Source organism: Plantibacter sp. 2H11-2, from assembly GCF_050031945.1.
In the GTDB taxonomy this organism is placed as follows: Bacteria; Actinomycetota; Actinomycetes; order Actinomycetales; family Microbacteriaceae; genus Plantibacter; species Plantibacter auratus.
The window spans coordinates 124,452-139,147 of sequence record NZ_JBNBBL010000005.1; the positions used below are offsets into that span (position 1 = coordinate 124,452).

A 14,696-nucleotide genomic window follows, 5' to 3' on the forward strand; every position below is an offset into this window, starting at 1 on the left:
GTTCCCGAGCCCACCACCGGTCCCCTGAGCCCACCACCGGTCCCTGAGCTTGTCGAAGGGCTACGCCTTCGCGTTCTGCCGTGGCACGACGACCTGCTTGATGATCAGCAGGATCGACGCCGTCACGGGGATGGAGACGAGGGCGCCGAGCAGCCCGATGAGCGAACCGCCGACCATCGCGCCGATGACGACGAGGGCGCCGGGCACCGCGACCGCCTTGTTCATTACCCGCGGGGTCAGCACGTACGACTCGATCTGCATGTAGACCAGGTAGTAGACGATGACGATGAGTGCCGTCGTCGGTGAGTCGAACAGCCCGACGGTCGCGACGACGACGGTCGCGATGATCGAGCCGACGAGCGGGATGAGCGTCACGAAGAAGATGACGACGGCGAGGATCCCGGCGTACGGCACCCCGACGATGAGCATCATGATGAGCCCGAGGACGGCGTTGATCCCGGCCAGCACCACCATGCCGCTCACGTATCCGCCGATCGAGGCGGTGATCTGGTCGGTGATCGACACGACGCGCGGCCGGGAGCGACGGGGCACCAAGGAGTAGAAGGCGTTCTTCATCGCCTGCATGGACGCGAGGAAGTAGAGCGCGAGGACGAGGGCGATGAAGCCGCCGAAGAAGCCGTTTGCGATGCCGACGCCGAGGTTGAGGGCGCCGCCGGCCAGGACGACCCACGTCTTCGGGTCGGCGGCCACCCCGTAGAGCCAGTCGAGCGCGCCCTGGAGGTCGACGCCCGGACCGAGGTAGTCGCTCAAGGACCGGAACCACTCCTGGTCCTGGATGCCGGTCAGGAAGGTCGGGGCGTTGCTCACGAGCTCGACGGCCTGCCGGGTGACGACGGGGATGACGAGGGCCAGGAGGAGCGCGAGCAGGACGGCGAAGACGGCGAAGACGATCGCGATCGCGAACGGGCGCTTGATGCCGCGTGCCTCGAGCCGCACGACGACCGGGTCGAGGCCGAGCGCGATGAAGAGGCCGACCGCGATGGAGACGAGGATGGTCGACAGTGAGCCGAGGGTGAGGACGAGCAGGATGGCCGCGAGGGCACCGAGCGCTCCGACGAAGCCGATCGCGAAGGGGCGCTGGAGCGTCGTCCTGACGGTGGTCGTCACCTCGGCCGGGCGATGGGCGCGGAACCGGACCCGCTGCTGACGTGCCGCCGGGCGCAGCGGCTGGTGGCGATGGGGTGCACTCGTCATGCCGCAAGCGTATTGCCCACCGCCCGTTTGCCCGACAGCTGTCGTGGTACCGGAGGATGAGACCGGGCCCCGGAGGATCACCCGGCTGCGGGATGTGCCGGGTGCTCGGGTTCAGGACGATGGGAACATGTCATCGATCACCCGCTCGCACGCCGTCCACACCCGGGTCACCGCACCGCTGCGGGCGGTCCCACTGACGGAGCCGATGCCGAGTCGGCGCGACGAGGCCGCGGAGCAGGGAGTGGTCGCCGAGCGCGTCAGTGCTACGGCGCACGTCGCCGCGGGCGCTGCCGGGGTCGACCTCACCGCCTCGGTCGAGCCGGCGCAGGCGCCCGCGGCCCCAGCCGACGGGACCGACGCCGGAACAGGCCTCCGGTTCCTCGGCGCGGGCTGGGCAGCCGACGCGGCGGTCTTCGCCCAGTACCGCCGCCGCGGCAACTGACCGCGAGGTCCACGCCGGGTCCACCTCGCGGATGACCCGCACGGCGGAGCTTGCATCGCCCGGCCGACGCGACGAGGGACACCCGCCGCCGACGATGGGAGCATGAACACTTCGATCCTCTCCGCTCGCGGACTCACGAAACAGTACGGGCCGACCGTCGCTCTCGCCGGCGTCGACCTCGACATCCTCCCCGGTGAGTCGGTCGCCATCATGGGCGCCTCCGGCTCCGGCAAGACCACGCTCATGCATGCGCTCGCCGGGATCGTCACCCCCGACACCGGCTCGATCGCCTTCAGCACCCCGACGGGCGTCATCCGCGTCGACCAGCTCGACGAACGCCGCCGCTCGCAGCTGCGGCGCGAGTCCTTCGGCTTCGTCTTCCAGCAGGGCCTGCTCATCCCCGAGCTGACCGCCGTCGAGAACGTCGCGATCGCGCTGATGCTCGGCGGGACACCGCGCATCGCCGCTGAGACGAGCGCGGCGGCGTGGCTCGCCGCCCTGGGACTGGCCGGCATGGAGACCCGTCGGATCGGCGAACTGAGCGGTGGTCAGGCGCAGCGCGTCGCGATCGCCCGCGCCCAGGTGACCGGCGCCCCCATCGTCTTCGCCGACGAGCCGACCGGCGCGCTCGACTCCCGGACCTCGGCCGACGTCATGGGGGCCCTGCTCCACGCGACGACCGGGCAGGGACGCACGCTCGTCCTCGTGACGCACGACGAGACGGTCGCCGCGCGGTGCTCCCGGACGATCCGCCTGGCCGACGGTCGGATCGTCGGGCAGCCGGGCGGCGTCGGCGCGCCGACCCCGCCGCAGCAGTTCGCGCCCGGGCAGGCACCCGTGCCGCAGCAGCCGTACCCGCCGCAGCAGCTCCCGTACCAGCAGCAGCCGGCCGGGCAGCCGTTCCCGCAGCAGCCGTACGCCCAGCCCGCTGCGCAGCCGTACCCGCCGCAGGCCTACCCGGGTCAGGCGACCGGCGTCGTCCCGAACGGAGCCCGACCGTGACCGCCGCAGTCGGGGTCGCACCGACCCGGATCCCGGTCCCCGCCGGCAGCGGTCGCAGTCCCGTCGTCCGTCTCACCTGGATGCTCGCCCGCCCGGGCGCGCAGAGCCCTGCGACGATCGTGCTCCCGGCGGTCGCGTTCGCCGTGACCACGGCACTCGTGCTCACCGTGCTCGGTGGCGCCCTGATGTTCTGGCGGTGGACCGGCGAGACGGCCTTCATCTACCAGGTGCTCAGCGTGCTGGCGCTGGCCCTGCTGCTCGTCCCGCTCGGCTCGCTCGGCGGGGCGGCCGCGCGGCTCTCCGCCCGGCGCCGCGACGACCGACTCGCCACCCTCCGACTCCTCGGCGCGACACCTGGCACGGTCACGGCGATGACCGTCCTCGAGTCGGCCGGGGTCGCCCTCCTCGGTGCGTTCGCCGGGATCCTGCTGTACCTCGGCATGCTGCCGCTCGTCGGGCTCATCCCGTTCGGCGGTTCCCCGATCGGGGTCGAGGGCGTCTGGGTCGGTGTCCCGATCATCGCCGCGGTGGTCCTCGGTGTCGTGCTGCTCGCAGCAGCGAGTGCCGCCATCGGTCTCCGCGCGGTGAACGTGAGCCCGCTCGGCGTCCGCACGAAGCAGCAGGCGCCGACCGTGCACTGGCTGCGCATCGTCGTCGGGGTCATCGTCGTGATCGTCGCCTACGGCATGCTCTCCGTCGTGACGGGGTTGCAGGAGGTCGCCGTCATGATCGCCGTCCTGGGGGTGGGGTTCGCCGCCGGCGTCGGGGTGCTCGGGTTGATCGGCCCCTGGGTCGTCGGGGTGATCGGCCGTGGGTCGGCCAAGCGTGCCAAGACACCGGAGCGGCTCCTCGCTGCCCGCACGATCCTGGAGTCGCCGAAGGCGGCGTGGCGTCAGGTCAGTGGCGTGGCGATGACGAGCTTCGTCGCCGTCGTCGCCGGGACCGGGGTGGCGCTCATGGACGCCGCCGGAGGTTCCGACCTCGACCGCGAGAGCGCCATCCTCATCGACGACATCCGCACCGGCGTGATCATCACGCTCGTCGCGTCGTTCCTCATGGTCGCGTGCTCCGTCGGGGTGAACCAGGCGTCGGCGGTCCTCGACCGGCGAGACCTGTACGTCAGCCTCGACCGCCTGGGGGTGCCGCGGGACGTCATGGAACGGGCTCGCGGTCGCGCGGTCATGCTGCCCCTGCGGGTGGTCGCGCTGGGCTCGGCCGGACTGGGCGTCCTGCTCGTCCTACCGATGGCCGGCATCAGCGTCATCCTCGCCCCGCTGTCGGTCCTCGTCATCGTCGGGTGCTTCGCCTGCGGCATCGGGCTCGTGTGGGCGGCCCTTCGCGCGACCCGTCCAGTCGTCTCCGGGGTGCTCCGAGCGCCCGAGCGCGTCTGACCGCCCTGCCCGCACGACGAGAGCGCCCGTTCCGTCCCCTGCATGACGCGGGGAGGACGGAACGGGCGCTCTCGGGGAGGTCGGGTCAGCCCGTGACGACCGCGATCTCGTTCGGGACGCCGGGCAGTTCACCCGTCGTGATGTCGCCCGACGCGAGATCCACAGCGTGGATCGACTTCGTCGCCGGGTCGGTCACGTAGGCGACACCGTCCTGGACGACGAGCGCCGGGTGGGCGTCCTGCCACTCGGCCGGCGGCTCCCAGGCGTCGATGACCTCGATGGTGTCGGTGACGGCACCCGTCTGCTCGTCGAGGATGTGCAGCGAACCGTCGTTGCCGAGCACGATGACCTCGTCGCTCGGCCCTCGGGCGACGTCGCGCCAGGTGTAGCCGACGCCCTCCGGCAGGTCGACGATCTTCGTCGTCTTCGCGACCGTGTCGGTGAACGCGAGCTGGCGGAGGTCGTAGCCCTCGGCGTCGGGGTCGCTGTTGTAGTCGCCGACCGCGATGGAGGACGTCTCGCTGACGTACTGGTTGCCCGTGCGCCCGTAGGCGTCCGGCGCCTGGATCTTCGTGAAGACGCCACTGTCGTAGACGAGCACGCCGTCGCTGCAGCCGAACACGACGACCTCGTCCTTGACGGTGCCTTCACCGTGCACCGACGGGCACTGCTCGTTGCGGGCGATCTCGGTGCGCGAGTCGTCGAGCACCCGGACACCGGTCCGGGCGTCCGGGGTGCCGATCGTGGACAGCACGGTGCCGTCCTCGAGCTCGATGGCGACACCGTGGTGCGCGGCCTCCGACGGGATCGTCTCGGTCTCGGGCAGCTCGTCGGTGGCTTCGAGGAGGTCAGCGCTGTCGAAGATCGTCGTGTCGCCGGAGCCGTCGGCGAACAGGATGGTCTTGTCGGCGTGACGGACGACGTGGCCTGCGGTGTCGGCGGGGAAGACGAGGTCGGTCAGGACCGGGTCGGCCTGCTTCGAGGTGCCGTCCTCGTCCGTCCACGTCCCGGTGTCGAGGACCTGGAAGCCCTTCGTCGTGGTGACGAGCACGTGCCGCCCGTCGCCGGCGGCGTTCACCCGGTTGAACCCGTCGAGGGGGAGGTCGCCGACCACCTCGAGGGATGCGGCGTCGAGGACGAGGAGGCCGCCGTCGTAGGTCAGGGTGATCCGACGCTGCGGGTCGGCGGAGGTCGACGCACTCGGGTCGGGCGCGGAGCCGCTCGCGGTCGAGCATCCGGTGAGGAGGAGGGCCGCGGCGGTGCCGACGGCGAGGAACGGGACCCGGCCGCGCTTCAGGCGCGATGCCAGGGGACTGCGGTGGTGCTGCTGCATGGTTTCCTATCGGTTCGTGGACGCCCGCTCAGGGCGAGAGTCCGGTGGCGATGCGCTCGGTGTTCGCGCGCATCATGGTGAGGTAGGTGGGGGCGTCGCCCGACTCGGCGGTCAACGACTCGGTGAACAACGGGACGACGGCGACGTCGACGTCCGCCTCGTCGGCGAGCACCTGCACGAGCCGGTCGGGTTGCGAGGAGTCGGCGAAGATCGTCCGGACGCCGGCCTCCTCGATCGCGGTCGACAGTTCGTCGAGGTCCGAGGCGCTGGGGGCCGCGAGCGTGGTGCCGCTCGGGATGACGGCGCCGATGACCTGGAAGTCGTAGCGGGCGGCGAGGTACCCGAACACGTGATGGTTGGTGACGAGCTTCCGCTGCTCGGCCGGGATGGCGGCGAACGCCTCGGCCATCTCGGCGTCGAGCGCCTCGAGCTCGGCCGTGTACGTGGCGGCGTTCGCCTGCAGCTCGGCCGCGTCGAGCGTGGGGATCTCCTCGAGCAACGCCTCGGTGACCCCGTCCACGACCGACGTCATCTGCGTCGGGTCGGTCCAGAAGTGCGGATCGGTCGCGCCCGACACGGTCTCGAGGACGTCGACGAGCGAGCCGGCCTCGACGATCGGCACCCCCTCGTCGGCCGCGGTCTCCAGGTGCTGGGTGAGTCCCTCCTCGAGTCCCAGGCCGTTCGACACGAGCAGCTGCGCACCGGTGATGCGTGCCGCCTGCCGCGCGGAGATCTCGAAAGAATGCGGATCGGCGTCGGGCGGCATGAGGGTCAGGACCTCGGCCTGGTCACCGACGAGTTCACCGACGACGTCGCCGAGGATGTTCGTGGTCACGACGACGAGCGGGCGGTCGTCGGCGCTCGCCGCACAGCTCGTCAGGCCGGTGCCCAGCACGAGGCCGGCCGTGAGGACGGCGGTCGTGCGCAGGAGGACGGTCGTCCGGGGGATGGTCGCTCGCATGGTCAGCGTCCCGTCTCGGCGAGGAACGCCGGTGCCGTGTCGAAGGTGAAGGTGCGGGCGATCCGCGCGGCGTCGCCGTAGTCGATCTCGGAGACGGTGCGCGTGCCCGGGGTGTTCAGGTAGGCGCGGTTCTGGTCGATTTCCAGCTGGACGCCCGTGGCGAGGTCGGCTGCACCGACGAGTGCGGCCGCGGTCCCCGTCACGGCGCCGGTGGCACCATCGAGGACGAGGAGGTCGCCGGTCGTCGTGAGGCCGACGACGTGCTGGTCGCGGTCGTCGACGGCGGTGACCAGCTGCAGGGGTGCGGGGGTCGGCAGCAGCGCCCAGCTGCGCTCGCGGGTGTCGAGCAACCATGCGCCGGAGGCGCCGGCGACGGCGGCGACCGTCGGACGGCCGGGACGCGCGTGGAAGGACGTCGCGCGGTCGGCGGCGGCGACAGCCTGCGGGTAGGGGATCGCCTCGAACGTGGGGACCGGGTCGGCCTCGCTCGAGCCACGGTCGACGACGGCGAGGAGCGCGCCCTCCGCGCAGCCGATGACGACGCCGACGTTGGTCGTGATGCTGCCGGCCGGATCGGTGCACCCGGCGAGCACAGTGTCGGCAGCGGTCACGGACGCCGACGAGGGGTCGAGGAGGTCGCCGTCGATGCCATGGAGATGCAGCTTGCCGGTCCCGTCGGTCGCGACGACCGTCTCGCCGATTGGCACGGTGATTCCGGGAGCACCGGGCGAGGTCCGGATCCGACCGGACTGCGTGATGTCGCCCGTGCCGAGTGCGGCGGTGTCGAGGAGGAGTGTCTCGCCCGAATCGGCGAACCGCACGGCGGTGGTCGTCGAACCGGCGGTGATCGTCGCTGGTCCGTCGCCCTCGATCTCGCCGACGACCCGCGCCTCGGCGCGGTAGTAGTGCTGGTGGTCCTCGTGGTCGACCGTCCACACACCGGTGTCGATCATCGTCACGGTGCCGGCGGGCTCGGACTGCGCGGCGACGAACCGGCCGTCGCCCGTGAGCGCCGAGATCGGGCCGAGCTCGGCGAGCGTCGTGCGCTCCTCGCTGAGCAGGTCGGTCAGCTCGACGGTGCCGTCGACGTCGGCGGTCGCGAGGTGCAGTTGCGGCTCGGGGAGCTCGCTCGCGCCCTCGACGTAGCCGTGTCCGCGAGGTTCGTCCGAGGCCGTCGCGGTGGGTGAGGCCGACCCCTGCGGCGCGCAGGCGCTGAGCGTCAGTGCGAGGGCGCCGAGAGCGAGCGCGGTGCGTGTGGCGCGGGGGAGCCGGTCGTCGGTCGGGCGGGCGCCGCCTGGTCGGATGGTCGGTCGGAGGAGTCGGTGCACGGTGCGCTTTCCAGGTGGGTCGGTTCGGTGAGGTGGTCGTCGGGGTGGTCGAGGTGTCGGTCGATGGGCCGCCTGAGCCGTCCGACGAGCGCTCGCGCGCCCCACGACACCGTGGCGAGCAGGATCGAGCAGGCGGCGATGGACGCTCCGGCCGCGGTGTCGCCGTACCAGGAGAGGAGCAGGCCGAGCAGCACGGCCAGGCCGCCGAAACCCGTGGCGAGCAGCATGATGAGCGGGATGCGACGCGCCCAGTGGGCCGCGGCGACGGCCGGCCCGAGGAGGAGCGCCACGACGAGCAGGGTGCCGACGGCGCTGTACGAGGCGACGACTGCGAGGGTCACGAGGCCGACGAGCATCGCGTGGGCGAGTCGCGGCCGGAGGCCCATGGTCTGAGCGACCCGGCGGTCGAAGGCGAGCGCGACGAACGGGCGGTGGAAGGCGACCGCGACGCCCACGGTGACGACGAGGGCGATGGCGAGGCCCACCAGGTCCGCGGGCCGGATGGCGAGGATGTCGCCGAAGAGGATCGCCGTGAGGTCGGTGGCGAACGATCTGCTCGACGACACGATGATGACCCCGAGGGCCAGCATGCCGACGAAGAGGAGACCGATCGAGGTGTCGTGGGACAGCCTGCCGCGCCGCGAGACGAGACTGACGCCGGCGGTCATGACGACCGCGCTGACGGCCGCGCCGGCGACCGGCGGCAGGCCGAGGAGTGCCGCGGTGGCGACGCCGGGCAGCATGCCGTGGGCCATCGCCTCCCCGAGGAACGCGAGGCCGCGGAGGACGACCCAGGTGCCGACGACACCGCAGACGGCCGCCACCAGCAGACCGCCGATGAGGGCGCGCAGGAGGAAGGCCGCGGTGAACGGCTCGGTGATCCAGGTCATGGTCGAGCACTCTACATGAAAATGATTCTCAGTATTGATAGGGTGATGACATGCGATCCGCGACGAGCACCCCTCGCCCTCCGATGGCGGGACGGTCCGTCGTGTCCGGCATCCGACTCCACGACGTGTCGGCCGAGTACGACGGCGCGCGCGTCCTGCACGGGATCTCAGCCGAGGTCGGGGCGGCGGCCATCACCGTCGTCACCGGGGCGAACGGCGCGGGGAAGTCGACGCTGCTCGCGGTGATCGCGGGCCTCCACCGACCGACCTCGGGCGGCGTCGACGGCCTCGACGGTCGGTCGGCCGCCTACGTCCCGCAACGCAGCGCCGTGCCTGAGCGCTTCCCGGTCACGGTGCGCGACGTCGCGTCGATGGGACGCTGGCCGACGCTGCGTCGCTGGTGGGGTCGACTCGGGGCTCGGGACCGACGCATCGTCGACGAGAGCCTCGCCCGCCTCGACGTCCTGCACCTCGCCGGGCGCTCCTTCGGCGAGCTGTCGGGCGGGCAGCGCCAGCGGGTCCTCGTCGCGCAGGCGCTCGCGCGTGAGGCCGACCTCCTGCTGCTCGACGAGCCGACCGTCGGCCTCGACCGTGCTGCTGGGCTGGCGATCCGCGAGGTGCTCCGGGCGGAGGCCGACCGTGGCACGACGGTGGTGGAGGTGACGCATGATCCGGTCGCGGTCGCGGAGGCCGACGCGCGGGTGCACCTCGAGGCGGGATGTCTCGTCGAGGATCCGCGGTGAACCGGCTGGGGATCGCCCGGCGACCCGTCTCCGGCCCCCGGCGCGTTGCTAGAGTTTTCGCATGAGCCAGGCCGAGCAGCAACCCGAACCCACGACCGGCGCCGCTGCGGCGGACGCCCAGGCGGCCACCGAGCGATTGGGCCGCCTGCGGAGCAGCATCGACAACATCGACGCGGCACTCGTCCACCTGCTGGCCGAGCGGTTCAAGTGCACGCAGGAGGTCGGTCGCCTGAAGGCCGAGCACGACATGCCTGCGAGCGACCCGGCTCGCGAACAGCGGCAGATCACCCGTCTCCGGGCGCTCGCCGAGGAGTCGCACCTCGATCCGGCCTTCGCCGAGAAGTGGTTCAACTTCGTCGTCGCCGAGGTCATCCACCACCACGAGCGTCTCGCCAACCAGCACTGATCCCGTGTGTTCCGTTCCGCCAGCGCGGTGCGCTGACGCGAGCGCGGGTCTGTGGCGTGAGCGCGGGTCTGTGGCGTGAGCGCGGGTCTCCGGAGGGTCGCGCCCACGCGTGTGGCCCGCGGTCACGCCCGTTCGTGTGCGGTCAGGCCCGTTCGTCCGCGCTCGGCCCGATTCGCGCGCGGTCACGTCGGCGCACCGCGCTGACACCTCGGGTGAACCAGGGCAAGGGGTGACGCTTCTTCGGGCGGTGTCCAGCGTCCTGCGCCATCATGAGTCCATGACCTGGAACGCCGACTCCCTGCCCGATCAGACCGGACGCGTCGTCCTCGTCACCGGAGCGAACGCCGGCCTCGGCTTCTGGACGAGCCTCGGGCTCGCGCGAGCCGGTGCGGAAGTCATTCTCGCGTCACGGAGTGCGACCAAGACCCAGGCGGCGATGCGGGCGATCCGGATGAAGGTGCCCGATGCCCGACTCAGCCACCTCCCCTTCGACACCTCCTCGCTCGACTCGGTGCGCGCGGCGGGCGAGCGACTCGCGGACCTCGACCGTCTCGACGCCCTCGTCGCGAACGCCGGCATGGTGCACATGCCGAAGGAGCGGCAGGAGACGTCCGACGGCATCGAGCTGGTCTTCGCGACGAACGTCGTCGGCCACGCCGCCCTGCTCGCCGAGGCCCTGCCGGTGTTGCAGCGCACGGCGGATGCGCACGATTGCGCGCCGCGCGTCGTGCTCCTCGGAAGCCTCTCCACCCTGCTCGTCCGGTTCCACGGCGACGACCTGCAGCTCCGCGACGGGTACAGCGGCTGGCAGGCGTACGCCCAGTCGAAGATCGCCCTCTCATCGCTCGGCTTCGAGCTCGACCGTCGGCTCGCGGCGTCGCACAGCACCGTCCGGGCCCTCGTCGCGCACCCCGGCTACTCGGTCAACGGACTCGACCGTCGCGTCCCCGGCGTCAACGAGCCGACCCGCGGGCGCCGTTTCTCCGACACCCTGCAGTCCGTCTACGCGCAGAGCAAACAGCGGGGTGCCGAGCCGACGCTCCGAGCGGTCACCGACGAGGCGGCCGACGGTGGTTGGTTCTACGGTCCCCGGTGGTTGACGAAGGGTGACGCCGTCCGACAGCCCCCGGCAGCGATCACGACCGATCGAGACGTCGCGTCGGCGCTCTGGACCGACCTCGAGCGGCTCATCGGCACGCCCATCTTCCCGACCTCCTGAGCACAGACGTCAGCGCACCGCGCCGGCACGAGCGCGGGGGAATCGGCCCCAGCGCGGTGCGCTCGCGTGACTGCGCCTCAACCGGCATGACCGCAGGGCATGGCGCTGAGCGCACCCCTCCGGAGACCCGCGCTCGCGCCACAGACCCGCGCTGACGTCAGCGCACCGCGCTGGCGCAACCAGACCTCAGTCGGCGGGGGTCGCCGGCGGCTGCAGGACGCGCAACCACTCCTCGGTCTGCGCGACGTGGGCTGACGCCGCCCCGGCCGCCCCGACGGGGTCGCGCGAGAGGATCGCCTCGGTCATCGCCCGGTGGCCGCGGTTGCTGACCCGACGCAGCTCGTCGCCGGCGGGCAGGCTGAAGACGTCGTAGGCACGTGAGCGCGACCGGAAGACCTGCAGCAGGGCCGTCAGCGTGGCGTTCCCGGCCGTCCGTGCGATGAGTTCGTGGAACCGGTGGTCCAGCTCGCTCGACTCGGCGGGGTCGGTCGTCCGCTCCATCGCCTCCACGAGTTCGGCGAGTTCGGCGCGCACCTCGTCGCTCGCGCGAGCAGCCGCCTGCGAAGTGGCATGGGTCTCGAGCACCCGCCGCAGCTCGTACATCTGCAGGAGACCGTCGAGGGGGAGGAGGTCGACCGTGAGCGACAGGCTGCCGATGATCTCCTCGGGCCGGAGCATCGACACGTAGGTGCCCGAGCCGTGCCGCGACTCGATGATCCCGAGGGCGGCCAGCATGCGGACGGCCTCACGCAGGGACCCGCGGGACACGCCGAGTTCGTCGCAGAGCTCGTTCTCGGCCGGGAACCGCTGCCCCGCCACGAGCCGTCCCGACGCGATCATGTGTCGCAGGCCGTGGAACGCGGTGTCGACTGCGGACATGCGGCTCCTCCTCAGGGGTCGTCCCGCCATCGTAGCGGGCCCTCACCGGTGATCCGTGAGCCGCCCTGGGCTGCGAGACGTCCGATGAATCCATGCTCGAACGTCAAGTCATCCGATGAGTCGATCCCGAAACGACCTGAGTGATCACTTGTAACACGACAGAAACCCAAGTCATCAAACGTTGCCCCTATGGTTATCGGACAATCCACTGCATAATCGACTCGGAGGAACGTCACTGTGGACACTCGCACCATCGCACGGCCAGCGCCGCTCACGCTCGGCGACGGCCGACCGGCAACGGCCGGGTGGACGCTGGATCCGACCAAGCGTCACATCAACCACGGATCCTTCGGGGCGGTCCCGATCGTCGCGCAGGAGCACCAGCAGGCCCTCCGCCGCGAGATGGAGGCGGCACCCCTCACCTGGTTCCCGGCCCTCCCGGCCAAGGTCGGCGCGGCCCGTGTCGGGATCGCCGACTTCCTCGGGGCGTCGGTCGACCAGCTCGCCATGGTTCCGAACGCGAGTGCCGGAGCGAGCGTCGTCTTCTCCAGCCTCCCCGTGCAGCGCGGCCTCGAGATCATCGTCACCGACCACGGCTACGGCGCCGTCACGATGGGTGCCGAGCGCCTCGCGCGACGCTGGGGCGGCACCGTCCGGACCGCCCGCATCCCGCTCGACGCCGACGCGCAGACCGCCCACGACGCCGTCGTCGCCGAGTTCAGCGACCGCACGGCCCTCATCGTCATGGACCAGATCACCTCGCCGACCGCCCGACTCCTGCCGGTCCAGCAGATCGCCGCCACCGCCCGTGCCGCCGGCATCCCCACGCTTGTCGACGCCGCCCACGTCCCCGGCCTCTACGCCGACCCCATGCGCGACCTCGACTGCGACTTCTGGGTCGGCAACCTGCACAAGTTCGGGTGCGCCCCGCGCGGTGCCGCCGTCCTCGTCGCCCGCAGCCCGCTCGCGCAGGAGCTCTACCCGCTCATCGACTCCTGGGGTTCGCCGTACCCGTTCCCGCAGCGCTTCGACACCCAGGGCACGGTCGACGTCACGAGCTACCTCGCCGCGGCGACCTCGCTCGGGTTCATCGAGGACGTGTGGGGCTGGTCGGCCGCCAGGGACTACATGACCGAGCTCGCCGACTACGCCGTCGAGGTGGTCGCCGACGCCGTGACCACCATCACCGGCGAGGACAGCCACGTCGACGTGGGCATGCCCGTCAACGCCCTCCGGCTCGTCAAGCTCCCGACCGGCCTCGCGACGACCCACGCTACCGCCGACGGCCTCCGCGACCGCGTCTCCGCCGAGCTCGGTGTCGAGGGCGCGTTCACGAGCCTCGACGGGATCGGCTACGTCCGACTCTCCACCCACGTCTACAACACCCCCGAGGACTTCGAACACTTCGCCGAGCACGCCGTCCCGGTGCTCGCGCGATGGGCCGACGAGGAGCGCGCGGCCATGAGCTGAGCGCGGAACCGCCCGACCCGACACCACCACACCAGCACCACCGCACCGCACCGGCACCACAGCACCCACCCCCGCAGCACCCCCACCAGCACCACTCAAAGGAGAAGCGAGCATGAGGAAGTCACGCGCAACGGCAGCCATCGGCCTGTCCGTCGTCACCGGCCTCGCCCTGTCGGCCTGTGCCGGCGGCGCGAGCGACGGCACCGTCACCCTGCAGATGGTCGAGAGCCTGACCAACCCCGCCCGGACCGAGGTCCTGAAGTCGCTCATCGCGGACTTCGAGGCCGACAACCCGAAGATCAAGGTCGAGCTCATCTCGCCGCCGACCGACCAGGCCGACCAGAAGATCACCCAGATGCTGCAGTCCGGCTCGGGCGTCGACGTGCTCGAGGTCCGCGACATCACCGTCGGCCCCTTCTCCACCAACGGCTGGCTCGACGACATGAGCGGCGAGCTCGAGGACTGGAAGGGCTGGGACGACCTCACCGACAACGCGACGAAGTACGCGAAGGGCGAGGACGGCAAGGTCTACTACGTGCCCTACGGCTTCTACGGGCTGAGCCTGTTCTACCGCACCGACCTCATCAAGGAAGCCGGTTTCGACGGGCCCCCGACGAGCTGGGACGACCTCCTCGAGCAGGCCTCGGCGATCCAGGACCCCTCGAAGAACCAGTTCGGCTACGCCTTCCGGGGCGGCACCAACGCGAACAGCAACGTCGTCGCGGCCATCGAGGCCTACGTCGCCGACGACCTCGACACCGAGAACGCGTTCAAGCTGACGAACGGCGACACGATCTTCTCCGCACCGGAGGCGCTCGATGCCGTCAACACCTACTTCGACCTCTTCAAGGAGGCTTCGCCGCCGTCGTCCGTCGCGTGGGGCTACCCCGAGATGGTCGAAGGCTTCTCGAACGGTTCGACCGCGTTCCTCCTGCAGGACCCGGAGGTCATCGCGACCGTCGAGCAGTCCGAGGCGATCACGGCCGAGCAGTGGAGCACCGCTCCGCTGTTGACCGGTCCGACCGGCAAGGCTGCGCAGCCCATGGCGACCGCCGGCTGGGGCACGGCGGCGTCGAGCGAGCACAAAGCCGAGGCCGCGAAGCTCATCGAGTTCCTCTCCGAGGACAAGCAGGCCACCACCTTCGCCCAGGAGAACAGCCTCGTCCCGATCGTCAAGAGCGCGGCGGACAGCGACTTCTACAAGACCGGCCCATGGGCCAGCTACGTCACGATGAACGAGAACCCGGACACCTACCTGAGCGTCACGCAGCCGCGCGGCTCCTCCTGGTGGACCGAGTGGATCCAGAAGTCCGACTCGGAGATCCAGCAGGTCCTCATCGGCCAGCTGACGCCGGAGAAGCTCCTCGCGGGCTGGGACGAGTACTGGACCGAGAAGTGGAAGAGCGAGTAACCGTCC

At 71.2% G+C, this 14,696-nt stretch carries 13 protein-coding genes and 1 pseudogene; 8 read left to right on the plus strand and 6 right to left on the minus strand.

Annotated features, from left to right (window positions below):
- Positions 1–60: 60 nt before the first annotated feature.
- Complete coding sequence (locus ACQG07_RS11725) at positions 61–1,215, minus strand: AI-2E family transporter (protein ID WP_124768621.1); 1,155 nt, start codon at positions 1,213–1,215, stop codon at positions 61–63.
- A gap of 127 nt (positions 1,216–1,342) precedes the next feature.
- Between ACQG07_RS11725 and ACQG07_RS11730 the strand changes: the two genes are divergently transcribed.
- The 3 genes and pseudogenes from ACQG07_RS11730 (at position 1,343) to ACQG07_RS11740 (ending at position 4,050) form a co-directional block, all read left to right on the plus strand.
- A complete protein-coding gene (locus tag ACQG07_RS11730; RefSeq protein ID WP_426738381.1) occupies positions 1,343–1,657 on the plus strand; it encodes a hypothetical protein in 315 nt (104 codons plus the stop codon).
- Positions 1,658–1,759: 102 nt separating this feature from the next.
- Positions 1,760–2,455 (plus strand): annotated as a pseudogene (locus ACQG07_RS11735) (ABC transporter ATP-binding protein); the annotation flags it as partial.
- Between the two features lie 200 nt (positions 2,456–2,655).
- Positions 2,656–4,050, plus strand: coding sequence for an FtsX-like permease family protein (locus ACQG07_RS11740; protein WP_426738382.1), 1,395 nt, complete (start codon positions 2,656–2,658; stop codon positions 4,048–4,050).
- An 85-nt stretch (positions 4,051–4,135) separates the two neighbouring features.
- Here ACQG07_RS11740 and aztD read toward each other — a convergent pair whose 3' ends face one another.
- Genes aztD through aztB form a run of 4 tightly spaced genes read right to left on the minus strand, consistent with a single transcriptional unit; the run spans position 4,136 to position 8,562 of the window.
- Entirely contained in the window at positions 4,136–5,383 is a 1,248-nt protein-coding gene (gene aztD, locus ACQG07_RS11745; RefSeq protein ID WP_192004497.1) for a zinc metallochaperone AztD, read from the minus strand.
- A gap of 28 nt (positions 5,384–5,411) precedes the next feature.
- On the minus strand, positions 5,412–6,344 hold the full coding sequence (gene aztC / locus ACQG07_RS11750; protein WP_426738383.1) for a zinc ABC transporter substrate-binding protein AztC: 933 nt from the start codon (positions 6,342–6,344) through the stop codon (positions 5,412–5,414).
- 2 nt (positions 6,345–6,346) lie between these two features.
- Positions 6,347–7,672, minus strand: coding sequence for a hypothetical protein (locus ACQG07_RS11755; RefSeq protein ID WP_426738384.1), 1,326 nt, complete (start codon positions 7,670–7,672; stop codon positions 6,347–6,349).
- The gene (gene aztB / locus ACQG07_RS11760) at positions 7,564–8,562 is read right to left on the minus strand and encodes a zinc ABC transporter permease AztB (RefSeq protein WP_426738385.1); all 999 of its coding nucleotides are present in this window, start codon (positions 8,560–8,562) and stop codon (positions 7,564–7,566) included. Before aztB ends, ACQG07_RS11755 begins: the two co-directional genes overlap by 109 nt.
- Positions 8,563–8,612: 50 nt before the next feature.
- Here aztB and aztA point away from each other — a divergent pair, with 50 nt between their 5' ends.
- The 3 genes from aztA (at position 8,613) to ACQG07_RS11775 (ending at position 10,930) form a co-directional block, all read left to right on the plus strand.
- Positions 8,613–9,305: a zinc ABC transporter ATP-binding protein AztA gene (gene aztA, locus ACQG07_RS11765; RefSeq protein ID WP_426738386.1), complete on the plus strand. Its 693-nt coding sequence runs from the start codon at positions 8,613–8,615 to the stop codon at positions 9,303–9,305.
- 61 nt (positions 9,306–9,366) lie between these two features.
- Positions 9,367–9,711, plus strand: coding sequence for a chorismate mutase (locus tag ACQG07_RS11770; protein WP_064296108.1), 345 nt, complete (start codon positions 9,367–9,369; stop codon positions 9,709–9,711).
- A 277-nt stretch (positions 9,712–9,988) separates the two neighbouring features.
- Positions 9,989–10,930, plus strand: a complete 942-nt coding sequence (locus tag ACQG07_RS11775) for an SDR family NAD(P)-dependent oxidoreductase (protein ID WP_426738387.1) — start codon at positions 9,989–9,991, stop codon at positions 10,928–10,930.
- 186 nt (positions 10,931–11,116) lie between these two features.
- On the opposite strand, the gene ACQG07_RS11780 is transcribed toward ACQG07_RS11775, so the two are convergent.
- Entirely contained in the window at positions 11,117–11,809 is a 693-nt protein-coding gene (locus ACQG07_RS11780; RefSeq protein WP_079705021.1) for a FadR/GntR family transcriptional regulator, read from the minus strand.
- A gap of 237 nt (positions 11,810–12,046) precedes the next feature.
- On the opposite strand from ACQG07_RS11780, the gene ACQG07_RS11785 reads away from it, so the two are divergent.
- Both ACQG07_RS11785 and ACQG07_RS11790 read left to right on the plus strand, forming a co-directional pair.
- Positions 12,047–13,279, plus strand: a complete 1,233-nt coding sequence (locus tag ACQG07_RS11785) for an aminotransferase class V-fold PLP-dependent enzyme (protein WP_426738388.1) — start codon at positions 12,047–12,049, stop codon at positions 13,277–13,279.
- Positions 13,280–13,391: 112 nt separating this feature from the next.
- Positions 13,392–14,690, plus strand: a complete 1,299-nt coding sequence (locus tag ACQG07_RS11790; RefSeq protein ID WP_064294151.1) for an ABC transporter substrate-binding protein — start codon at positions 13,392–13,394, stop codon at positions 14,688–14,690.
- Positions 14,691–14,696: the final 6 nt, after the last annotated feature.